Below are 22,992 nucleotides of genomic sequence, written 5' to 3'. Positions count from 1 at the left end.
GGGATGCGAATGCGCCGTATCGACTTACCGCCACTGTGGCTTGTGGGCTTTGCGGCACTGGCTTGGTTGCAGGGCCGCTATCTGTCGTTCGGCCTTTCGCTGGAAGGCTGGTTCACGGACCTGCTGAGCGGGCTGTTGATCGGTGCAGGCATCCTGCTGGCGGTTCTGGCAATCGTCGAATTCCGCCGCCACCGTACGACGGTCATTCCGCATGAAACACCCTCGGCGCTGGTGCAGTCGGGCATTTACAAGCGCAGCCGCAATCCGATCTATCTGGGCGATGTCCTGATCCTTGCCGGGTTGATCCTGCGCTTCGATGCCGTGTTGTCGATGGTGTTGGTTCCGGTCTTCGTCTGGGTGCTTGAACGGCGGTTCATCCTGCCCGAGGAAAACCGCCTTCGCCGCATCTTCCGTGCGGATTTCGCGCGCTACGAACGCAAAACCCGGCGCTGGATCTGAGATGCGCCGACCCGTGACACAACGTAATGAATGCTGCGCTTGCGAAATAATGTTGCGCGGGATACATGATTGCTTAACAGGAAATACCGATCAGCCGCTCGGACAGAGTGATAATTAGGGGGACATGCCGGTGAAAATAGGCACGCCAAAGGAAATACTAAAGGGCGAGAACCGGGTCGCGATGACTCCGGAGTCGGCCGTTCAGTTGCAGAAACTGGGCTATGACTGCGCGATCGAGAAAGGGGCCGGTGCGGCCGCCGGGTTCTCGGACGAGGCTTACGAGGCCGTCGGGGTCGAAATCGTCAAGACCGCCGCTTCTTTGTGGAAAACGGCCGACATCATCGCCAAGGTGCGCGTGCCCACCGAAACCGAACTCAAGCGTCTGACCAAGGGCAAGACGCTGATCTCGTTCTTCAACCCGGCCGGGAACGAAGAAGGGATGGAACTGGCCAAGGAAAAGGGCGCCAACGTCATCGCGATGGAGATGGTGCCCCGCATCAGCCGCGCGCAGAAGATGGATGCGCTGTCGTCGATGGCCAACATCGCCGGCTATCGCGCCGTGATCGAGGCGGGCAACAATTTCGGCCGGTTCTTCACCGGTCAGGTCACCGCCGCGGGCAAGGTGCCGCCGGCCAAGGTTCTGGTCGTGGGCGCCGGCGTGGCCGGTCTGGCCGCGATCGGCACGGCCGTCAGCCTGGGTGCTGTGGTCTATGCGTTCGACGTGCGCCCCGAAGTGGCCGAACAGGTCGAATCCATGGGCGCCGAGTTCGTCTATCTGGATTTCCAGGACGATCAGGACGGCGCGGAAACCGGCGGCTATGCCAAGCCTTCCAGCCCCGAGTTCCGCGAGGCGCAGCTGGCCAAGTTCCGCGAGATGGCGCCCGAAATGGACATCGTCATCACCACGGCGCTGATCCCCAACCGCGAGGCGCCCGAGCTGTGGACCGAGGACATGGTTCAGTCGATGAAACGCGGCTCGGTCATCGTGGACCTCGCGGCCGAAAAGGGCGGCAACTGCAAGCTGACCGTTCCGGACGAAAAGATCGTCACCGACAATGGCGTCACCATCATCGGCTATACCGACTTCCCCAGCCGCATGGCGACGCAGGCCTCGATGCTGTACGCCACCAACATCCGGCACATGATGACCGATCTGACGCCCAACAAGGACGGGCAGATCGTTCACGACATGGAAGACGACGTGATCCGCGGAGCGACCGTGACCCACGAAGGGCAGATCACTTTCCCGCCGCCACCGCCCAAGGTGCAGGCCATCGCGGCCAAACCCAAGGCCGAGGTCAAGGAACTGACGCCCGAAGAAAAGCGCGCGCAAGAGATCGCGGCCTTCAAGGCGCAGACGAAACAGCAGGTGACGCTGCTGGGCGTGGGCGGTGCGCTGATGCTGTTGGTGGGGCTGGTGGCTCCGGCCAGCTTCATGCAGCACTTCATCGTTTTCGTGTTGTCGGTCTTCGTAGGCTTCCAGGTAATCTGGAACGTCAGCCACAGCCTGCACACGCCGTTGATGGCGATCACCAACGCGATTTCCTCGATCATCATCGTGGGAGCGTTGATGCAGATCGGGTCGGGGTCTTTCCTCGTCATTCTGCTGGCGGCGCTGTCAATTTTCATGGCCGGGATCAACATCTTCGGCGGTTTCCTCGTAACCCGGCGCATGCTCGCCATGTTCCAGAAATCTTAAGGAGGCCGGGCACATGGAATTTGGCTTCACCACCGCCGCCTATGTCGTTGCGGCTGTTCTGTTCATCCTTTCGCTCGGCGGTCTGTCGAACCAGGAAAGCGCCAAACGCGCGGTCTGGTACGGCATCGTCGGCATGGCGCTGGCGGTGTTCGCCACGCTGGTCGGCCCCGGATCGGGCCTGTGGCCACTGTCGCTCCTGCTGATCATCGGCGGCGGCCTGATCGGTCAATACGTGGCGCAGCGCGTCCAGATGACCGAGATGCCGCAGCTTGTGGCCGCCATGCACTCGCTGGTGGGTCTGGCGGCCGTATTCGTCGGCTACAATGCCCATTTCGAGATCAAGAACGTCGCCGAAGTCTTTGCGATCGTTGACGCGGCCAAGGATGCCGACCTGTCGGATCTGGGGGCCTTCGCGAAACTGATCGCCAAGAAAACCCCGGCCGAGCTGGCCATTCTGCATGTCGAGCTGTTCCTGGGCATCTTCATCGGTGCGATCACCTTTACCGGTTCGGTCGTGGCCTATGGAAAGCTGGCCGGCAAGGTCACCTCGGCGGCAACCAAGCTGCCGGGCGGGCATGCGCTGAACGCGGCGGCGGCCGGCCTCTCGCTGATCTGTCTGATCTGGTACACCGCTTCGGGTGGCTTCTTCCCGCTGTTCCTGATGACGCTGGCGGCGCTGTTCATCGGTTATCACCTGATCATGGGCATCGGCGGTGCCGACATGCCGGTGGTAGTGTCGATGCTGAACAGCTATTCGGGCTGGGCTGCGGCGGCTATCGGTTTCTCGCTGGGGAACGACCTGCTGATCGTGGTCGGCGCGCTGGTTGGCTCGTCGGGTGCGATCCTGTCCTACATCATGTGCAAGGCGATGAACCGCCATTTTGTCAGCGTGATCCTGGGCGGCTTCGGCGGCCCGCAGGGCGAACAGATGGCCGTGGAAGGCGAACAGGTGGCCATCGACGCCGAAGGTGTCGCCGCAGCACTGAACGATGCCGACAGCATCATCATCGTGCCGGGGTATGGCATGGCCGTGGCACAGGCGCAGCAGTCGGTCAGTGAACTGGTGCGCAAGCTGCGCGCCAAAGGCAAGAACGTGCGCTTTGCCATCCACCCCGTTGCGGGCCGCCTGCCGGGCCACATGAACGTGCTGCTGGCCGAGGCCAAGGTACCCTATGACATCGTGCTGGAGATGGATGAGATCAACGATGATTTCCCGGACACGGACGCTGTCATTGTCATCGGCTCGAACGACATCGTGAACCCGGCCGCGCAGGAAGACCCGAACTCGCCCATCGCGGGGATGCCGGTGCTCGAAGTGTGGAAGGCCAAGCAGGTGATCGTCTCGAAACGCGGGCAGGGCACCGGGTATTCGGGTATCGAAAACCCGCTGTTCTACAAGGAAAACACCCGCATGTTCTATGGCGACGCCAAGCAGTCGCTGGACAAGCTGCTGCCAATGATCGACTGATCCGCGGCCCATATCCTTGGAAAAGGCGCCCCTCGCGGGCGCCTTTTTCCGTTTCAGGGTATGATGCCACAGCAACCCCCAACGGCACGAGGTGTTCCATGCAGAAGGTAAACGGCATTGGCGGCGTGTTCTTTCGCGCCCGCGATCCGAAGGCTCTGTCGCAATGGTACGAGGCCCATCTGGGCGTCAACCGCTATGACCCTGTCCCGTGGAAGCAGCACGAAGGCTACACCGTTTTTGCCCCTTTCTCGGAAGATACGGACTATTTCGGTGATGCGGCGCAACAATGGATGATCAATTTCCGCGTCGACGATCTGGCGGCCATGGTCGACCAACTGCGCGCGGCTGGAATCGCGGTGGAGACCCGAGACGAATGGAACAGCGAGATCGGAACATTCGCCCGCTTGAACGACCCCGAGGGCAATCCGATCGAGCTCTGGCAGCCAAATCAATGAGATAGCTGGCTTGTATACCGCGGTATCCATGTAAGTACATGAAATAAAAAGAGAATTGATGAAATCAGCCGGTGTCGTATAGTGCCCGGAATACAAGGAGCCGTTCATGACGCCAATCGAGGATCATCCGCTGCGCTATACGTTGGCCAATGAATTGCACGCGCGGCCGTTCCCCGTTGCGCAGGCCCCGTGCACGGTTGTCTTCCTTGCGATCAAAAAACCGGTCGCCGCGGTGGCGCGCGACCGAGCCGAAGATATGGCCCACCTGATCGACCTGTTGGACCGCCACGGGGCGCAGCATCCGCAACCCGATGCCACCCACTATGCCGGCCAGATCGGGCGACATTGGTTGAAGTGGGAACATCACACGGAATTCGTGACCTACACGGCCATCACTCAGAATGTCAGCGAGCGCGCCTTCAACCCCGCCGATTTCGAGGTATTCCCCCCCGACTGGCTGATGGCCAGTCCGGGGCAGCGTGTGACCTCGATCATGCTGCGGGTGGTGCCGCGCCCGGATGACGGGGCCACGCAAGCCGCGCTGGCGGACTGGTTCGAACCCGAAAGCTTGGCTGTGTCACAGGTGCTGGACGACTCGGCGATCTGCGCCAGCGATTTTCGCATCGACCCGGCGGGACACATGCGGTTTGCCCTGTTCGTGTCCGAGGGCACCGGGCGTAGGCGCACCGGCCGGATCATCCAACGCCTGTGCGAGATCGAGACCTACAAGGCGATGTCCATGTTGGGCTTTGCCCGGGTCAAGGCCCTGATGCCCCAGATCGGAGAGTTGGACCGGCAACTGACCCAGCTGATGGGCGAGATGACCAAGGACAAGACCCATCCTGACGATCTGTTGCCGCAATTGCTGGCCACGTCGACCGAGCTCGAGACGCTGTCGGCGCGTTCGGCTTTTCGCTTTGCCGCGACGGGGGCCTATGAGGCCATCGTGCACCAGAGAATCGAGGCGCTGCGCGAGGATCGCTTTCACGGGCGTCAGACATTCGCCGATTTCATGATGCGCCGCTATGACCCGGCCATGCGCACGGTAAAGGCGACCGAACGGCGACTGCAGGCGCTTTCGGACCGGGCCATTCGCGCCGGTGACCTGCTGCGAACGCGCGTCGATGTCGAGCGCAGCGCGCAGAACCAGGCTTTGTTGGAGAGCATGGACCGCCGGGCGGATCTGGCCCTGCGTCTGCAGCACACGGTCGAGGGTCTTTCAGTGGTGGCCATCAGCTATTATGCCGTGTCACTGGTCAGTTACCTGCTGTATCCGTTGACCAAGGCGGGGATCAGCAAAGGGATGTTGACCGCAGGCGTGACGCTGCCTGTTGTGGCGCTTGTCTGGTTGGCCGTGCGCCGCATCCGCCGCAAGCTGGAATAGGGCGGCTTGCCAACCCGCACGGCGCCTGTATTGCTGCAAGGCAGGCAATTCACAGGTGGGGCAGGGCAAATGACCGGATTGGTTTCAGCCTGGCGGGCCGTGGCCGCCATGTTCATCCTGAACGGCGCCCTGTTCGGCATCTGGGCCTCGCGCATTCCGGCCGTCCGTGACCGTTTGGGGCTGAGCCACGAAGAGCTGGGCTATGGCTTGCTGTTCATGGCGGCTGGGGCGGTGTGTTCCTTTCCAGTCACCGGACGCCTGACCGACAGGTTCGGAGCGGTGACAGTGACGCGGGTGATCGCGGTTTTGTACACAGCATCACTGATCCTTCTTGCGGCCGCCGACAGCTTCGCCATGCTGGCTGCGTTCCTGTTCATCTTCGGGGCCTTCCACGGCTCGATGGATGTGGGCATGAACGCCTGGGCCGCCGAGGTCGAGCAGGCCTACGCCAAACCGGTGATGTCCTCGTTCCACGCGATGTGGAGCCTCGGCGCCGGGTTGGGAGCGCTCAGCGGCTACGGCGCGGTTCAGCTGCAGCTTGACGTGTTGCCACATTTCTTGCTGGCCGGCGGGGCAACCGTGGCGCTGGCGCTTGCCCTGTCTTGGGTCCGATGGACGTCGCGGCGGGTGCAGTCCGACGGCAACGCCATCTTTGCCTTGCCCAGCGGAGTTCTGGTTCTGGTCGGGCTGACCGCGATGTGCGGCGCGTTGGGCGAGGGCGCGGTGGCCGATTGGAGCGCCATCTTTCTGCGGGATGTCACGGGTGTGGCTGAAAGCGTTGCGGCATTGGGCTATGCCGTCTTTTCGGTGTCCATGGTTGCAGCTCGGCTCCTGGGTGGGCTCGTGATAGCCCGGTTCGGCCCGGTGCCGGTGGCCCGGGTCAGCGGAGCCTGCGCGGCCTTGGGCGTGTTCCTGGTGGTATCGGCCGGGGGGGCGGTCGGGGCGCTGGCTGGATTCGCGATGATGGGCGTGGGCTATGCGGTGATCATGCCGCTGGCCTTCAGCCGAGCCGCGAACGACCCGCATGTCCCGCCGGGGCAGGCCATCGCCAGTGTCGCCACTTTGGGGTACGGAGGTCTTCTGATCGGTCCGCCGCTGATCGGGCTTCTGGCGGGGTTCGTGTCACTGCGGCTGGCCTTTGGCGTCCTGCTGCCGCTGGCAGTTGTGATCGTTGTGTTGGCCGGCGCGCTTAGGCGCGCCGACTGACTTTTGTTCAGCGTCCGCGGATCCGCGGATCGAGCGCATCGCGCAGGCCGTCGCCCAGATAGTTCACGCTGAGAACGGTCAGCGAGATCGCCAGGCCGGGCCAGAACACACGCTCGGGGTATTGCTGCAGATAATCAACACCATCGAACAGCAGCCGGCCCCAGGTGGGGAAATCAGGCGGGAAGCCCAGCCCCAGGAAGGACAGCGCGCTTTCGGTGATGATCGCCGTGGCGATGCCCAGCGTGGCCGACACCATGATCGGAGACAGTACGTTCGGCAGGATGTGCCGGGTGATGATTTGCGTGTTGCTGGTGCCGATCGAGCGGGCGGCCAGAACGAATTCGCGTTCCTTGATGGCCAGCACGTCGCCGCGCACGATCCGCGCCGTAGGCATCCACGAGGTGATGCCGATGGCGCAGACGATCAGGATGAAGATCCCACGCTCGAGCCCGAACGCAGCGGACAGAGGCTCGCGGAACAGCAACATCATCACCAGCAGCAGCGGCAGCAGCGGCAGGGCCAGGAACAGGTCGGTCAGGCGCATCAGCGGCCCGTCCAACCGTTTGAAGAACCCGGCGACCACGCCGATGAACGACCCAAGAAACAGCGCCAGCAGCATCGCGGTGATGCCGACCGAGACCGAGGTCTGCCCCCCCGACATCATCCGGGCCAAGATGTCCCGGCCCAGCTGATCGGTACCGAACGGATGGGCCCAGCTGGGCCCCTGGTTGCGGGCACGGATATCGATCTGGGTTGGGTCGATGGTCCACAGGAACGGGCCAAGATAGACGGCCGCGACGATAAAGATGAACAGCATCGCGCCGATCATGGCGCCCTTGTGGGTCTTGAACTGGTCCCACACATCGCGCCACTGGCTGCGGGGCGGGGCGGTGAATTCCTCGACCACGTCCGCGGCGGGCAGAGCGGTCGAAGCGGGCGCAAGCCCTTCGTCGGGGACAAAGCGATCCTTGTCAGTCATAGCGGATCCTCGGGTCCAGAATGCCATAGAGAACGTCGGCGATCAGGTTGAACAGGACGATCAGCACGGCAAAGATGAAGGTCAGGGTCTGCACCATCGGCAGGTCGTTGGCCTGGATGGCGCCGATCAGCAGCTGTCCGATGCCGTTCACCTTGAATACCTGCTCGGTAATGATGGCGCCGCCGAAGATCGACGGAATCCCCAGGGCGATCACGGTGACCACCGGGATCATCGAGTTGCGCAGGACATGCACCATGACGACGGTGTACTCGCTCAGGCCCTTGGCGCGGGCGGTACGGACGTAGTCCTGGTTCAAGTTGTCCAGCATCGAGGCGCGCATGAACCGGCTGAGCTGCGCGGTGATCTGCAGCGCCAGCACCATCACCGGCATGATCATCTGTTTCAGCTGAACGACGAAGCTGTCCCAGTCATTGACCACATGCGTCGTGTCATAGATCGACGGGAACCAGCCCAGCTGGACCGAAAAGATCACGATTACCAGCACCCCCGAGAAGAACGGCGGGACCGAGAAGCCGACCATCGACACGAAGGTGCCCATCTGGTCGAACCATGAATACTGGCGATAGGCCGAATAGATGCCGATGGGCAGCGCGATCAGGATGGCGACCACATAGGCGGTGCCGACAACCCACAGGGTCTGCGGGATGCGCTGAACGACGATGTCCATGACGGGCGAGCGGGTCTGCCACGAAATCACCCGCAGGTCACCTTCGGAAAAGGTAGTGCCAAAAATGTGATCGACCAGAACCTGCGGTTCAATCCAGAAGAACTGCACGATCCATTTCCAGAACCGGACATGCATCGGCTGGCCGAGGCCAAGCGCCTCGCGCATCTTCTCTTTGACTTCGGGCGGAACGGTCAGCGGAACCTGCGCCATCGGGTCGCCGGGGGCGAGTTCGAGCAGCAGGAAAATGACGAGACTGATGAACAACAGCGTCGGAACGGCCAGGATCAGTCGTCGAATGGTGAAGTTGAGCATTCAAAGGCGCCTTTGTGCATGCGTCTTTTCGTTGGGGTGTATGCAGGTAACCGCGCCCCGATAGACACCGGGGCGCGGCAGTGCAAGCCTGACGCTTAGGAACCGGTCTTGCGGTACCAGTCAGCGATGTTCCACAGCTCGCTGTCCCACACGTTCAGAACGACGCCACCCAGCGTGTTCGAATGTGCCGACAGGCGGCCACGGTGCACCAGCGGGATCATCGCGCCGCCCATTACGGCCATGTCGTTCAGCTTTTTCGCGATCTCGGCGCGGGCTTCCAGGCCGGCGGTCTGGGCCAGCTGGGCATGCAGCGCGTCATATTCCGGGTCGCACCAGCGCGAGATGTTCTCGCCCTGCCACTGAGTGTCCGGACGCGGAGCCTTGTCGCACAGCATGTTGCCCAGATACGACTGCGGATCTGTGCCGTTGAAGGTGTTGGCGTACATTTCAACGTCGGCATAGAACTTCTGGAACGTGTCGGGCGAGCCCGGATCACCACCGAAGAAGACCGAGGCGTTGATGTTGCGCAGTTCGGTTTCGATGCCGATCTGGCTCCACCATTCCTTGATCAGCGCCTGGAAGTCCTGACGGACGGCGTTGGTCGAGGTCTGGTATACAACTTTCAGCGGAACACCGTCTTTTTCGCGGATGCCGTCGCCGTTGGTATCGACGATCCCGGCATCATCCAGCAGCTTCTTCGCGCCTTCGATGTCCTGCATGTCGCAGGTCATGGTGGTCGAGTTGAACGCGGCCGGAGCCGGCACCCAGTTGCAGGTAACTTTGCCTGCCTGGCCATAACCGATCTCAACCAGCAGCGGACGATCGATTGCCAGAGACATGGCGTTGTACACTGCCGGGTCGGTCAGGAACGGGTGCGGGTGCTTGGCCGTCGAACGTTCGCCTTCCGGCAGTTCGGGGGACGGGTTGGTCTGGTTCAGCATGATGCGCTCGACCAGCGGGCCAAAGCCTGCCACCGGAGTGCCCTTGCCGCCTTCTTGCATTTGCGCGATCACTTCGGGCGCCAGCTGCAGGTTCCAGGCATAGTCGAACTCACCGGTTTCCATCACGGCGCGTCCGGCCGCGGTTGCATCGCCGCCGCCCTTGAACGTCACTGTCGCAAAGGCAGGCTTGTTCGGATCACGATAGTTGTCGTTGGCTTTGAAGGTGATCACGTCGTTCGGCTTGAACTCGGTGACGACAAACGGGCCGGTGCCGATCGGATTGAAGTTCTGTTCGGTGCATTCCGGCGCCTTGGCGCCCATGCAGTTTTCGAACTGGGCCTTCTGGATGATCGGGCTTTCCCCGCCAACGAACGGGCCATAGGGGAAGGGGGTCGGCTTGTCGAAGGTGACCTTGACGGTCAGATCGTCGAGCGCCTCGACGCTGGTGACGCCTTCGAACTTGGTCACCTGCGCACATCCGCCCTCCGGGTCCATGCAGTAGTCGGCGGTGAACTTGACGTCCGCCGCGGTGAAGGGCGAGCCGTCCGACCAGGTGATGCCGGGCGCGATCTTCCAGGTGATCGAGGTCAGATCCTCGCTGACACCGCCGTTTTCGACTGTGGGGATTTCGGCCGCCAGGTAGGGCACCATGTTGCCGTCCTGGTCATAGCGGGCCAGCGGTTCGATCACCAGCGAGGCCGCCTCGACATCCTTGGTGCCACCCGACAGGAACGGGTTCAGGATCGAGGGCGCCTGCCAATAGATGATGCTGACATTGCCGTCCGATCCGCGCTCGGCCATGGCCATCGGGGCCATCGCCGTGCTTGCAATCGCACCGAGCAAAAGGGCTTTGATTTTCATCATACACTCCATGTTGGACACATTCGTGTCTCGATTATTCCGCAAGGCCTGCGGACTTGGCGTTGCCGCGCGTGGGGCAAGCTGCTGTAACGAAAAGAAAAAAGGTTTCGCTTATTGCGGCCTGCACAGGTTTTCCGGCGCGGTTACGCGGGGTATCGAAACAGAGTTTTGGAAAATTGCAAGCCTTGCCGCAGCGAAATCGGGCAATGGGTTTGACTTTTCCCACTTCGCCGCCTTAGCGTTTGGCACTCAAATCGAACAAGCCCTCAAGGAGAGCGCGCGCGTGCTGGACCAGCCTATTGCCGATATCAGAAAACTTCGCGTCGAGTTTCAGACCAAGGATGGACCGGTCGTCGGGGTCGAGGATGTCTCGTTCGAGGTCCATCCGGGCGAAACCGTCTGCATCGTGGGCGAATCGGGGTCGGGCAAATCGGTGTCGTCGCTGTCGCTGATGCGGCTGGTGGAATTCGGCGGCGGCAAGATCGCGGGGGGCGAACTGCTGTTCGACCGACGCGACGGGCGCAAGCTGGATCTGGCCAAGTCCGATCAGGACCTGATGAAGCAGATTCGCGGCAACGAGATCGGGATGATCTTCCAGGAACCGATGACCGCTTTGAACCCGGTCTTCACCGTGGGCCGACAGCTGACCGAGGGCCTGCGGATCCACAAAAACATGTCCAAGGCACAGGCCGAGGCGCGCGCGCTGGAGCTACTCAAGCAGGTCCGCATCCCCGAGCCCGAGCGGCGCCTCAAACAGTACCCGCACGAATTGTCAGGCGGGATGCGACAGCGGGTGGTGATCGCCATGGCGATGGCCTGCGAGCCGCGCCTGCTGATCGCCGACGAGCCGACGACGGCACTGGACGTGACGATCCAGGCCGAGATCTTGGCCCTGATGGACCGGCTCAAGCGCGAAACCGGCACGGCGGTCATGTTCATCACCCATGACATGGCCGTGGTCGCCCAGATGGCCGACCGCGTCGTGGTCATGTATCGCGGCAACAAGGTCGAAGAGGGCACCGTCACCGAGATTTTCGAAAACCCCCGACACGACTACACCAAGGCCTTGCTGGCCGCGGTGCCCAAGCTGGGCGAGATGCGCGGCAAATCCGCGCCCGAACCGATGAAGCTGCTGGGAGTCGAGGGCCAGAACATCGCTCCGATTCCCGGAACCGAGGACGTGCTGCTGACGGTCCGCAACCTGACCACGCGCTTCCCCGTCAAGGGCGGGCTGCTGCGCCGCACGATCTCGAACGTGCACGCGGTCGAGGATGTATCGTTCACTCTGAATCGAGGTCAGACGCTGAGTCTGGTCGGTGAATCCGGCTGCGGAAAGTCCTCGGCGGGGCGGTCGATTCTGCGGTTGGTCGAGCCGCTGTCGGGCGAGGTGGACCTCGATGGCGTCGACATCATGAAACTGGACCAGAAGGGCCTGCGCAAGGCCCGACTGGACATGCAGATGATCTTTCAGGACCCGTTCGCCTCGTTGAACCCGCAGATGCAGCTGGTCGATCAGGTCGCCGAGCCGATGCGCAATTATGGCGTGGCCTCGGGGTCGGAATTGCAGGACCGTGTGGCGCAGCTGTTCGACAAGGTGCACCTGCCGCGCAGCTTCATGCGCCGGTACCCGCACGAGATGTCGGGCGGCCAGCGCCAGCGTATCGCCATCGCGCGCGCCCTTGCGCTGAACCCCAAGCTGATCATCGCCGACGAGGCCGTTTCTGCACTAGACGTATCGGTGCAGGCGCAGGTGCTGAACTTGATGATGGAACTGCAGTCCGAACTGGGGCTCAGCTATCTGTTCATCAGCCACGACATGGCCGTGGTTGAACGCGTCAGCCACCATGTCGGGGTGATGTATCTGGGCCGGATCGTCGAACTGGGCCCGCGGGCGCGGGTGTTCGAGAACCCTCAGCATCCCTATACCCAGGCGCTGATGAAGGCGGTGCCGATCGCGGACCCGAACCAGCGAAAATCGGAAAAAGACCTGAATTTCAAACCGATCCCGTCGCCCATTCATCCGATCGACTATCAGCCCGCGCCGTCTGAATACCGTGAGGTCGAGCCGGGGCATTTCATTCTGACCACCGACAGCGGGTATTGATCCCGATGGCGCGGCGCCTGACACCGCTCGAGATCATGACGCGGCTGATTGCGTTCCCGACGGTCAGCCGCGACAGCAACCTGCCTCTGATCGACTGGGTCGGGGACTATCTGGCAAGTCATGGCATCGAAGCCCACCGCTGGCCCGATCCCGACCAGCCGCACAAGGCGGCTCTGTTTGCCCATGTCGGGCCTTGGGACGAGGGTGCCGTCGTTCTGTCAGGTCATACCGACGTGGTGCCGGTGGACGGGCAGGCCTGGGACAGCGATCCCTTCACGGTCACCGAGCGCGAAGGCAAGTATTTCGGGCGCGGCACCTGCGACATGAAAGGGTTCGACGCGCTGGCGATCTGGGCATTGGTCGAGGCGCATCACGCGGGCGTGGCTCGCCCGCTGCAACTGGCGTTGAGCTTTGACGAAGAGGTCGGCTGTACCGGCGCTCCGCCGATGATCGCGGCGATGCAGAAGGTTCTACCCAAGGGCTCGGCGGTGATCGTGGGGGAACCGTCGATGATGCAGGCGGTGACCGGGCACAAAGGCAGCTATGGCTATGACACGCATGTGGTGGGCTACGAGGTCCACAGTTCGCGCCTGCACGAAGGGGTGAATGCCATCATGCAGGCGGCCCCCTTGATCGACTGGGCCAATCAGCAGAATGCAAAGAACATGGCTGCGCAACCCGGCGCGCTGGCGGCGGTGTTCGACCCACCTTGGACGACCTGCCATGTGGGCATGATCCGGGGTGGGACGGCGCATAACATCACGGCCAAGGATTGCTGGTTCATGATGGATTTCCGCGTGGTGCCCGGCGAAAGTGCCGCCGCATGGCGCGACGCCTATCTTGCGCAGGTGCGCGCGGTCGAGGCGCGGATGCAGCAGGTCCGCCCCGAGACGCGGATCGACGTGACGCCCAGCTTTGCTGTTCCCGCGCTGGTCCCCGAACCCGAGGGCGAGGCCGAGGCTCTGGTCCGCTCGCTGACCGGCGACAACGCGACCCATGTCGTCAGCTATGGCACCGAGGCGGGGCAGTTCCAGGAGGCCGGCTATTCGGCCGTGATCTGCGGGCCGGGCGACATCGCCCAGGCGCACAAGCCCGACGAATTCATAACCGTTGCCCAGTTCAATGCCGGGCACCAATTCATGCAGCGGTTGGTTCAGAAACTGGCCGCCTGATTTTTTTGTCCCAGCCCAAGGCTTTAGGCTTGGATGTTGGTAGTGGAGGAAACGTGCATGCCCGTCAGAAACCGTTTTGCCGAATTGCATCCCGAAATCACCGCGTGGCGGCGTGACATTCACCAGAACCCCGAGATCTTGTACGACACCCACCGCACCAGCGCGCTGGTTGCGGAAAAGCTGCAGGAATTCGGCTGCGACGAGGTGGTGACGGGGATTGGCCGCACCGGCGTGGTCGGCGTGATCAAAGGCAAGGTCGACACCAAGGGCCGGGTGATCGGCCTGCGGGCCGACATGGACGCGCTGCCCATGCAGGAGCAGACCGGGCTCGACTATGCCTCGCAAACACCGGGGGCTATGCATGCCTGCGGCCATGACGGACATACGGCAATGGTTCTAGGGGCCGCGAAATATCTGGCCGAGACGCGCAATTTTGACGGCACGGCGGTGGTGATCTTTCAACCGGCCGAAGAAGGCGGGAACGGCGCCGAAGCGATGTGTCGGGACGGGCTGATGGACCGTTTTGGCATCCAAGAGGTCTATGCCATGCACAACGTGCCGGGCCTGCCCACGGGGCAATTCGCCATCCGCTCGGGGCCGTTGCTGGCGGCGGCGGACGAGTTCGACATCCATCTGGAAGGGCGCGGCGGGCATGCGGCCAAGCCGCACGAAACGGTGGACACCACCGTCATGCTGTCGCACCTTGTGGTGGCGCTGCAGACCATCGTGGCGCGCAACGCCGATCCGACTCTGCAGGCGGTGCTGTCAGTCACCTCGGTCGAGACATCTTCGACCGCGTTCAACGTGATCCCGCAATCGGCGCGCGTGCGTGGCACGGTGCGTACCCATTCCAATGAGATGCGCGACCTGATCGAGCGCCGCCTGACCGAGGTGACGCAGAGCGTCGCGTCCGCGATGGGCGGAACTGCGCAGGTAACCTATACCCGTGGCGTGCCGGTGACGATCAACGCCGAAGTGCCCACACAGCACGCCGAGGCAGCAGCCATCGCCGTGGGCGGCAGCTGCCTCGAGGCACCGATGGTAATGGGCGGCGAGGATTTCTCGTTCATGTTGCAGGAACGGCCGGGTGCGTTCATAGTTCTGGGCAATGGTGACAGCGCCGGGCTGCATCACCCTGAATACGATTTCAATGACGAAATCATTCCGATTGGATGCTCATGGTTTGCCGAAATGGTCGAAAGCCGGATGCCGGCGGCCTGAGGCTTTGAAGGAGAGAGAAGACGAAAATGCCAGTCAAGAACCGATTTGCCGAATTGCAGGACGAAATCACCGCATGGCGACGAGATCTGCACGAAAACCCCGAAATCCTGTTCGAAACACACCGCACCAGCGCGGTGGTGGCGGAAAAGCTGAAGGAATTCGGCTGCGACGAAGTGGTCACGGGGATTGGCCGCACCGGGGTGGTCGGCGTGATCAAAGGCAAGGCCGACACCAAGGGCCGGGTGATCGGCCTGCGGGCCGACATGGACGCGCTGCCGATCCACGAGGCGACGGGCCTCGACTATGCTTCGAAAACACCGGGGGCAATGCATGCCTGCGGCCATGACGGACATACCGCCATGCTGCTCGGCGCGGCGAAATACCTGGCCGAGACCCGCAACTTCGATGGCACCGTGGTGGTGATCTTCCAGCCCGCCGAAGAGGGCGGAGGTGGCGGCCGCGAGATGTGCGAGGACGGCCTGATGGACCGCTGGAACATCCAGGAGGTTTACGGGATGCACAATTGGCCGGGCAAGCCGGTCGGCAGCTTTTCGATCCGGCCGGGGGCTTTCTTTGCGGCGACCGACCAGTTCGACATCACTTTCGAGGGGCGGGGCGGGCACGCAGCCAAGCCGCACGAGACGGTGGACACGACCGTAATGGCGGCGCAGGCCGTTCTGGCGTTGCAGACCATCGCGTCGCGCAATGCCGATCCGATCGATCAGGTCGTCGTCTCGGTCACCTCGTTTGAGACCTCGTCCAAGGCGTTCAACGTGATCCCGCAGAAGGTGCAGATCAAGGGCACCGTACGCACCATGAGCAGCGAAATGCGCGACCTGGCCGAAAAGCGGATCAAGGAAATCTGCGCGGGCGTCGCGGCCACGTTCGGCGGCACTGCCGACGTGACCTACATGCGCGGCTATCCCGTCATGGTGAACAGTGACGAACAGACCGATTTTGCGGCCCAAGTGGCCAAGTCGGTCTCGGGCGATTGCGAGGTCGCACCGTTGGTCATGGGCGGCGAGGATTTTGCCTACATGCTGGAAGAGCGCCCCGGAGCCTATATCCTGGTCGGCAATGGCGATACGGCGATGGTTCACCACCCGGAATACAATTTCAACGACGAGGCGATCCCTGCCGGGTGCAGTTGGTGGGCCGAGATCGTCGAACAGCGGATGCCCGCAGCCTGATTCCGTAGCGGGGGCGCAGGCCCCCGCTGCCGTTTGCGGTCAGGGGCCTGCGTCCTCCAGGCCCAGTTTGTCGCATAGCGTATCAACAACCGCATCCAGAGCCGATTTCTGGGTATTCACGCAGGACTGCGCCGCCGCTTGCGCTGCTGCCAGCGCCGATCTGTCCGACAGCCAAAGCGCGACTGCCCCGCTCAGGTCCGAGGCCGAGAACACTTCGACCGCGCCACCGCTGTCCACCAGCGGGGCAAATGTCTCGGCGAAATTGTAGTAACCCCGTCCGGTGATCACCGCGGCCCCGGCCTGTGCGGGTTCGAACGGGTTGTGGCCGCCAATCTCTTTCAGCGACCCGCCCAGAAAAACGATCGGGCACAATGCGTACCACGTTCCGGTTTCGCCCAGCGTATCGGCCACATAGACCTGTGTGTCGCGGGTGATCGGCTGCCCGGCGCTGCGCAGAGCATGGCTTTGACCCGCCGCATCAACAAGGGCGCAGACGTCGCCCCGCCGTTCAGGGTGACGGGGGATCAGCAGCAGCAGCAGGTCGGGCCAGCGGTTCAGCAATTCGGCATGGGCGGCCAGAACGGTCTCTTCCTCGCCTGCATGGGTCGAGCTGGCGATCCAGACCGGCCGCGCGCCGATCTGGGCGCGGATCTGCGTCAGCATGTCTTGATCCACCGGCAGCGGATCGGACATGGCCTTGAGGTTGGTTCCGGGTTGCACCCGATCGACGGGCGCCCCCATGGCGATCAGGTTTGCGGCCGTGCGGTCGTTTTGCGTCAGGAACAGGCGGAACTGGCTCAGGACATAGCGGGCGGTGTCGGGGCGCTTCTTCCACCCGGCCACCGATTTCTCGGACAGGCGTGCGTTCAGCAGGGCCAGGGGCGTCCCGCGCCGGGCGGTCTCGACGATCAGTCGTGGCCAGATCTCGCTTTCGACGAAGACGCCGGCATCGGGCCGCCAGTGATCCAGAAACCGCGCCACCGGGCCGGCGCTGTCCAGCGGGGGGTATTGGTGGCGGGTGCGCGGCGGCAGACGTTTTTCCACCAGCGAAGCCGAGGTCGGGGTGCCAGAGGTGATCAGGAACTGCGCATCCTCGATCCGTTCGCTCATGCGCTTGATCAGGCTCAGAACCGACAGGCTCTCACCCACGCTGGCCGCATGAAACCAGATCAGCCGACCGTCGGGGCGGGGCTGGCTCGCATGGCCCAGCCGCTCGCGCTGACGGATTTCAGAAACACCCGCCGACTGCAGCTTGGCGCGAACGGTGCGCCAGGCCAGCGGCATGGCGAGGGATGTCAGCGCGCAGTACACGTGGTACAACGCCGTGGGTCGCCCCGACAAGTCTGACATGTCAGCCGCCCGTGTGGCTCATGTGACGGCTCATCTGGCCATCGATCTTTTGGCGGGAATAGTCGAAATCATGGCCCTTGGGCTTGAGGGTGATCGCCGCCCGGATCGCCTGTTCCAACGGCTCTTCGCTGTCGGGGTGGTCGCGCAGGGGCGCGCGCAGGTCGGCCATGTCCTCTTGCCCCAGGCACATGTACAACTCGCCCGTACAGGTCAGGCGTACCCGGTTGCAGCTTTCGCAGAAATTATGGCTAAGCGGTGTGATGAAGCCGATCTTCTGCCCGGTTTCCTCCAACCGGACATAGCGCGCCGGGCCGCCCGTGCGCTCGGCCAGATCGGTAACAGTATAGTGGTTTTCGTACTCGGCCCGCACGTCTTTCAACGACCAGTATTGATCCAGCCGATCCTCGTTGCCGATGTCACCCATGGGCATGACCTCGATCCAAGTCAGGTCCATGTCGCGCTCGGCGCACCATCGTGTGATCTTGGGCAGTTCTTCCTCGTTGAACCCTTTCAGGGCCACCGCGTTGATCTTCACGCGCAACCCCGCCTTCTGCGCGGCATCGATTCCGCCCAAGACCTGTTTCAGCCGCCCCCAGCGGGTGATCTGGGCGAACTTGTCTTCGTCCAGCGTGTCGAGCGAGACATTCACCCGCCGCACCCCGGCGGCATACAGGTCGTCGGCGAACCGGGCCAATTGCGAACCATTGGTGGTCAGTGTCAGCTCTTTCAGCGCGCCGCTGTCCAGATGCCGGGTCATCGAGTTGAAGAAACTCATGATCCCACGGCGCACAAGCGGTTCGCCCCCGGTGATCCGCAGTTTTTCCACGCCCAGCCGGATGAAGGTCGAGCACATCCGGTCCAGTTCTTCCAGCGTCAGCAGCTCTTTCTTGGGCAGAAAGGTCATGTTTTCCGACATGCAATAGACACAGCGGAAATCGCAGCGGTCCGTGACGGAGACGCGGAGATAGGTGATTGCGCGGGCAAACGGATCGATCAGCGGAGCAGTCATGCTCAATAGGTAAAGCGGGTAATGCGATACGGCAAGTCGCAACTGCGCTCGAGGGGTGGAACACGGGCGCGGGCAGGGGTAGGTTGGTTGCATGCGATACCTGTTTATCCTCCTTCCTGCGTTTCTGACCGGCTGCGATGCGGTGCGGCAGACCTTGGACCGGTCGCCAGAAACGCCGACCGTTAAACCGGATGCGGTGGTCACGGAAACCGAGGTCGTCGCGGCACAGCCCGTTGCGGCGGCGCAACCCGGTTGGAGCGGTGCGAAACGCACGATCGCGGGGCTAGGCGATCCGAACAAACCGGGGCGCTGGCTGGAAACGCCATTGGTGCAGGCCGAGCGGAATGGCAGGGTCGTGGTGACGAAGACCGGGGCGCAGGCCTATGTGACGCTGGTTCCCGCGTCGGGCCCCGAGGGCGGCGGCGGGCGGCTCTCGCTCGAGGCGATGCGCGCTCTGCTGGTACCGTTTGACGAGCTGGTCGAGCTGGACGTCTATTCCGATTGACTTTTCAGGTACTTGCTGGCCTCTTTGCGGGCAAAGGGCTTCATCGCGTCACCGTGCGCGGCCAGAAAGGCCCGGGCCCGGTCGGGGTCATGTTTCGACAGGTCGCGCAGCCACCAGGCCACCGCCTTCTGGATGAACCAGTCGCGATCGGGGACATAGCCGGCGGCCCAACTCAGAATACGGTCGCGGCGCTGCATATCTTCGGGCTTGGGGTGGTTCTGCTTGGTCCAGGGCAGGGTGGCGACCAGTGCCGCGCGTCGGGTCCACATGTGATCCGAGTTGGTCCAGCTTTCGACCTGATCCAGCCGCGAAGGGTCAGCCCACAGGCGCTTTTGCATGGCCATGCTGGCATGATCGGCGACCGCCCAGGCGTCGAAATCGGGCAGCCAGATTTGCAGCAGGTCCCAAACCGCCTGATCGGGGCGGATGCGCGCCTGCGTCAGCAGCTTGGCGGCGGCCAGCCGCGCCTCGTGGATGTTGGTCTGCCACAGCTGATCGGCCAGCGCGACACGGGCGTCTACGTCCATCTGCTGCCGCCAGCTTTTGGTCAGATCATTCAGCACTGGGTTCGGTACCCCAAGATAGGGGCGATCGACCTTGTGATAGGCCGCCATCTGGGTGGCCCGGTCCGGGTCGGCATGCGCCTTGATCTGGTCCAGAGGGCTTTCCGGCATGACGGCTTACTCGACCGTGACGGATTTCGCCAGGTTACGCGGCTGGTCCACATCGGTGCCCTTGGCGACGGCCGTGTGATAGGCCAGCAGCTGCGCGGGCACCGAATACAGGATCGGCGCGACCGAGGCGTGGGCATGCGGCATACGGATCGTGCTCCAGACCCCGTCTTTGGCATCGGCGATCCCGTCGTCGTCCGAGACCAGAATGACCTTGCCCTTGCGCGCCATGACCTCTTGCATGTTCGACACGGTCTTGTCGAACACCGCATCGCGCGGGGCCATCACCACCACCGGCATGTGCTTGTCGATCAGGGCGATGGGGCCATGCTTCAGCTCGCCCGAGGCATAGCCTTCGGCGTGGATATAGCTGATTTCCTTGAGTTTCAGCGCGCCTTCGAGGGCCAGCGGGTACATCAGGCCGCGTCCCAGGAACAGAACGTCGCGCGCCTCGGACAGGCGCTGCGCGGATTTCCGGATCGCCTCCTCCTGGTCCAGCGCGGCGTTCAGCAGCGTCGGCAGGCCGCGCAGCGCGGCGGCGTGATCGGCCAGCGCATCGTCGTCCAGCGTGCCCCGGTCGGCCGCGGCCTTGAGCGCCAGCATCAGCAGAACGCTCAGCTGGCAGGTGAAGGCCTTGGTCGAGGCAACGCCAATCTCGACCCCGGCATGGATGGGCAGCGCCACGTCGCTTTCCCGCGCGATCGAGCTTTCGGGGACATTGACCACCGACACGATCTTGTCAGCCTTGCCCTCGCAATAGCGCAGCGCGGCCAGGGTGTCGGCGGTTTCGCCCGACTGGCTGACGAACAGCGCCAGCGTGCGGTCAGTGATTGGCGGTTCGCGATAGCGGAACTCGCTGGCGATATCGACCTCGACCGGCATCCGGGCCAGTTGCTCGAACCAGTATTTGGCGGTCAGGCAGGCATAGAAGGCCGTGCCGCAGGCCACCATGGTCAGGCGGTCCAGCTTGGAGAAATCAAGATCCGCATCCGGCAGAACCACCCGGTCGCTGCCGGTGGGCAGGTACGAGCGGATCGCCTCGGCCACCACCACCGGCTGTTCGGCGATTTCCTTGGCCATGAAATGCTTGTGTCCGCCCTTGTCGGTTCGGGTCTGATCCAGCTGGATCTTGCGGATCTCGCGATTTGCGATTTCGCCCGCCTCGTTGCGGATCTCGATCGAATTGCGGGTGACCACGGCGCGGTCGCCTTCCTCCAGATAGGTGATCCGGTCGGTCAGCGGCGCCAGCGCGATGGCGTCCGAGCCGACGAACATCTCGCCATCTCCGTGCCCGATGGCCAGCGGCGAGCCCTTGCGGGCGGCGACGATCAGGTCATCCTCGCCGTCGAACAGGAAGGCCAGCGCGAAGGCGCCTTGCAGCCGGTCGATGGTCTTGAAGGCGGCCTCCACCGGGCCCAGCCCCGATTTCATGTAGAATTCGGTCATCAACGCGACGGTTTCGGTGTCGGTCTCGGTCTGGAAATCGATTCCGTTCTCAGCCAGTTCGGCCCGCAGCTCGCGATAGTTTTCGACAATGCCGTTGTGGACCACGGCAACCGGTCCGGCCTGATGCGGGTGCGCGTTGCTGACCGAGGGTGCGCCATGGGTCGCCCACCGCGTGTGCCCGATGCCCGACTTACCAGGCAGGGGGTCATGCACCAGCAAGTCGCTGAGATTGACCAGCTTTCCCACCGCGCGCCGACGGCCCAGCTTGCCGCCGTTTACGGTTGCGATGCCAGCACTGTCATAGCCGCGGTATTCCAGCCGTTTCAGTGCTTCGACCAGAATGGGCGCCGCTTCGTGCTTGCCCAATACGCCAACAATTCCACACATTTACTCAGGCTCCCTTGTCCCGGCGTGCCTTTTTCACCTTCAGCATCTCGAACAGCTTGCGGGCATAGCCCGGCTTGTTTTCCTGTTTGGCGCGACCCACCGCCAGGGCGTCGGGTTCGATGTCGCGGGTCACGATGGTGCCGGTGGCCGTCATCGCGCCGCTGCCCACGGTGACCGGGGCCACCAGCATAGTGTTCGAACCGACAAAGACGTTCTCGCCGATCGTCGTGCGGTGCTTCATCACGCCGTCATAGTTGCAGGTGATGGTGCCCGCGCCGATATTCGTGCCCGCGCCCACCGACGCATCGCCGATATAGCTGAGGTGATTGACCTTTGCGCCCTCGGCAATCTCGGTATTCTTGATCTCGACGAAATTGCCGATACGCGTGTTCTCGGCCAGTTCCGCCCCAGGGCGCAACCGGGCATAGGGGCCGACTATGGCGCCGCGGCTGACATGGCAGCCTTCCAGGTGCGAAAACGCCCGGATCGTCGCGCCGCTTTCGACGGTGACACCGGGGCCGAAGACCACGTTTGGTTCGATCACCGTGTCGCGGCCGATCACCGTATCGGCGGCCAGATAGACCGTCTCGGGGGCCATCAGGGTGACGCCCAGATCCAGCAACTCGGCCCGGGCGCGGGCCTGGAACACGGCGTCGGCGGCGGCCAGATCAGCGCGCGAGTTCACGCCCAGCGTCTGCGCCTCGTCGCACGAAACGGCGGTGACCTTCAGGCCGCGGTCGCGCGCGATCTCGACCACGTCGGTCAGATAGTATTCGCCCGAGGCGTTGTCGTTTCCGACCGCGTCGATCAGGTCGAACAGGGTGCCCGCGTCACAGGCCAGAAGGCCTGAGTTGCAGAAGGTTATGGCGCGTTCTTCATCTAAAGCATCCTTGAACTCGACGATCCGCTCCAGGGCGTCGCCGTTCATCACCAAACGGCCGTACCGGGCCGGGTCGGCGGCCTCGAAGCCAAGGATCACCAGATCGTTGTCAGCCCGCGCGGCGATCATGCGCTCCAGCGTGTCGGGCTGCAGAAACGGGGTGTCACCGTACAGAACGACCACGTCGCCGATGAACCCGTCCAGCGCCTCGCGCGCTTGGGCGACGGCATGGGCGGTGCCCAACTGTTGGTCCTGCACGACGATGCGCGCGTCTTCATCCTCGGCCTGCGCGACCTTGGCCACCGCCTGCGAGCCGTGGCCGGTGACGATGACCGTGCGTTCGGGTGCCAGGACCGAACCGGCGCGCATGGCGTGCACCAGCATCGGAACCTGGGCGATCGGGTGCAAAACCTTTGGGATGTCCGAATTCATCCGGGTGCCTTTTCCGGCGGCAAGGATGACAAGGGCAGTGCTCATGAATGCGTTTTCTCTTTTGTTTTTTCGAGGTCCGTTTTATCCGCTGGGGGCAGGGGCGCAAGCCGTTCGGCCATCAAACAAGATTGCCGTTTGCAACACGACATGGCGGAAAACTGCCGAGCAAGGAG

The 22,992-nt window shown here is 63.1% G+C and carries 19 protein-coding genes; 11 read left to right on the top strand and 8 right to left on the bottom strand.

The window, feature by feature from the left end:
• Window positions 1-9 precede the first annotated feature (9 nt).
• The 6 genes from AC2FMD_RS00525 to AC2FMD_RS00500 all read left to right on the top strand — a co-directional run bounded on the left by AC2FMD_RS00525 (window position 10) and on the right by AC2FMD_RS00500 (window position 6,671).
• Window positions 10-459 carry a methyltransferase family protein gene (locus tag AC2FMD_RS00525; RefSeq protein WP_496686059.1) on the top strand — a complete coding sequence of 150 codons (450 nt, stop codon included), beginning with the start codon at window positions 10-12 and terminating at the stop codon, window positions 457-459.
• 130 nt (window positions 460-589) lie between these two features.
• The gene (locus AC2FMD_RS00520; protein WP_496741153.1) at window positions 590-2,158 is read left to right on the top strand and encodes a Re/Si-specific NAD(P)(+) transhydrogenase subunit alpha; all 1,569 of its coding nucleotides are present in this window, start codon (window positions 590-592) and stop codon (window positions 2,156-2,158) included.
• A gap of 13 nt (window positions 2,159-2,171) precedes the next feature.
• On the top strand, window positions 2,172-3,626 hold the full coding sequence (locus AC2FMD_RS00515) for an NAD(P)(+) transhydrogenase (Re/Si-specific) subunit beta (protein ID WP_496678892.1): 1,455 nt from the start codon (window positions 2,172-2,174) through the stop codon (window positions 3,624-3,626).
• A gap of 98 nt (window positions 3,627-3,724) precedes the next feature.
• Entirely contained in the window at window positions 3,725-4,081 is a 357-nt protein-coding gene (locus tag AC2FMD_RS00510) for a VOC family protein (RefSeq protein WP_496740915.1), read from the top strand.
• Between the two features lie 106 nt (window positions 4,082-4,187).
• Window positions 4,188-5,465, top strand: coding sequence for a DUF3422 family protein (locus AC2FMD_RS00505; RefSeq protein WP_496712967.1), 1,278 nt, complete (start codon window positions 4,188-4,190; stop codon window positions 5,463-5,465).
• 69 nt (window positions 5,466-5,534) lie between these two features.
• A complete protein-coding gene (locus tag AC2FMD_RS00500; RefSeq protein WP_496740913.1) occupies window positions 5,535-6,671 on the top strand; it encodes an MFS transporter in 1,137 nt (378 codons plus the stop codon).
• 7 nt (window positions 6,672-6,678) lie between these two features.
• Here the strand turns inward: AC2FMD_RS00500 and AC2FMD_RS00495 are convergent, their stop codons facing one another.
• The 3 genes from AC2FMD_RS00495 to AC2FMD_RS00485 all read right to left on the bottom strand — a co-directional run bounded on the left by AC2FMD_RS00495 (window position 6,679) and on the right by AC2FMD_RS00485 (window position 10,452).
• Window positions 6,679-7,650: an ABC transporter permease gene (locus AC2FMD_RS00495; protein WP_496678899.1), complete on the bottom strand. Its 972-nt coding sequence runs from the start codon at window positions 7,648-7,650 to the stop codon at window positions 6,679-6,681.
• The gene (locus AC2FMD_RS00490; protein ID WP_496678900.1) at window positions 7,643-8,650 is read right to left on the bottom strand and encodes an ABC transporter permease; all 1,008 of its coding nucleotides are present in this window, start codon (window positions 8,648-8,650) and stop codon (window positions 7,643-7,645) included. Before AC2FMD_RS00490 ends, AC2FMD_RS00495 begins: the two co-directional genes overlap by 8 nt.
• Before the next feature lie 95 nt (window positions 8,651-8,745).
• Entirely contained in the window at window positions 8,746-10,452 is a 1,707-nt protein-coding gene (locus tag AC2FMD_RS00485) for a peptide ABC transporter substrate-binding protein (RefSeq protein WP_496794537.1), read from the bottom strand.
• 283 nt (window positions 10,453-10,735) lie between these two features.
• Here AC2FMD_RS00485 and AC2FMD_RS00480 point away from each other — a divergent pair, with 283 nt between their 5' ends.
• The 4 genes from AC2FMD_RS00480 to AC2FMD_RS00465 are packed head-to-tail and all read left to right on the top strand — an operon-like array spanning window position 10,736 to window position 16,139.
• The gene (locus AC2FMD_RS00480; protein ID WP_496678903.1) at window positions 10,736-12,556 is read left to right on the top strand and encodes an ABC transporter ATP-binding protein; all 1,821 of its coding nucleotides are present in this window, start codon (window positions 10,736-10,738) and stop codon (window positions 12,554-12,556) included.
• Window positions 12,557-12,561: 5 nt separating this feature from the next.
• Entirely contained in the window at window positions 12,562-13,728 is a 1,167-nt protein-coding gene (argE, locus tag AC2FMD_RS00475; RefSeq protein ID WP_496794536.1) for an acetylornithine deacetylase, read from the top strand.
• A gap of 57 nt (window positions 13,729-13,785) precedes the next feature.
• Window positions 13,786-14,949 carry a M20 aminoacylase family protein gene (locus AC2FMD_RS00470; RefSeq protein ID WP_496740911.1) on the top strand — a complete coding sequence of 388 codons (1,164 nt, stop codon included), beginning with the start codon at window positions 13,786-13,788 and terminating at the stop codon, window positions 14,947-14,949.
• A gap of 26 nt (window positions 14,950-14,975) precedes the next feature.
• Entirely contained in the window at window positions 14,976-16,139 is a 1,164-nt protein-coding gene (locus tag AC2FMD_RS00465) for a M20 aminoacylase family protein (RefSeq protein WP_496686073.1), read from the top strand.
• Window positions 16,140-16,178: 39 nt separating this feature from the next.
• On the opposite strand, the gene AC2FMD_RS00460 is transcribed toward AC2FMD_RS00465, so the two are convergent.
• Complete coding sequence (locus tag AC2FMD_RS00460; protein ID WP_496740909.1) at window positions 16,179-17,489, bottom strand: 3-deoxy-D-manno-octulosonic acid transferase; 1,311 nt, start codon at window positions 17,487-17,489, stop codon at window positions 16,179-16,181.
• A gap of 1 nt (window position 17,490) precedes the next feature.
• On the bottom strand, window positions 17,491-18,498 hold the full coding sequence (moaA, locus tag AC2FMD_RS00455; protein ID WP_496740907.1) for a GTP 3',8-cyclase MoaA: 1,008 nt from the start codon (window positions 18,496-18,498) through the stop codon (window positions 17,491-17,493).
• A gap of 91 nt (window positions 18,499-18,589) precedes the next feature.
• Here moaA and AC2FMD_RS00450 point away from each other — a divergent pair, with 91 nt between their 5' ends.
• A complete protein-coding gene (locus AC2FMD_RS00450) occupies window positions 18,590-19,003 on the top strand; it encodes a hypothetical protein (RefSeq protein ID WP_496712978.1) in 414 nt (137 codons plus the stop codon).
• On the opposite strand, the gene AC2FMD_RS00445 is transcribed toward AC2FMD_RS00450, so the two are convergent.
• Genes AC2FMD_RS00445 through glmU form a run of 3 tightly spaced genes read right to left on the bottom strand, consistent with a single transcriptional unit; the run spans window position 18,991 to window position 22,864 of the window.
• The gene (locus AC2FMD_RS00445) at window positions 18,991-19,677 is read right to left on the bottom strand and encodes a DNA alkylation repair protein (protein ID WP_496740905.1); all 687 of its coding nucleotides are present in this window, start codon (window positions 19,675-19,677) and stop codon (window positions 18,991-18,993) included. The genes AC2FMD_RS00450 and AC2FMD_RS00445 overlap by 13 nt on opposite strands.
• Before the next feature lie 6 nt (window positions 19,678-19,683).
• Window positions 19,684-21,507: a glutamine--fructose-6-phosphate transaminase (isomerizing) gene (gene glmS / locus AC2FMD_RS00440; protein ID WP_496740903.1), complete on the bottom strand. Its 1,824-nt coding sequence runs from the start codon at window positions 21,505-21,507 to the stop codon at window positions 19,684-19,686.
• 4 nt (window positions 21,508-21,511) lie between these two features.
• On the bottom strand, window positions 21,512-22,864 hold the full coding sequence (glmU, locus tag AC2FMD_RS00435) for a bifunctional UDP-N-acetylglucosamine diphosphorylase/glucosamine-1-phosphate N-acetyltransferase GlmU (RefSeq protein WP_496740902.1): 1,353 nt from the start codon (window positions 22,862-22,864) through the stop codon (window positions 21,512-21,514).
• Window positions 22,865-22,992: the final 128 nt, after the last annotated feature.

The sequence above is a fragment of the Ruegeria sp. BHSC276 genome (genome assembly GCF_059612945.1).
The sequence above is the reverse complement of the archived record's forward strand: the minus strand, read 5'-3'. Positions and strand labels throughout refer to the sequence as shown.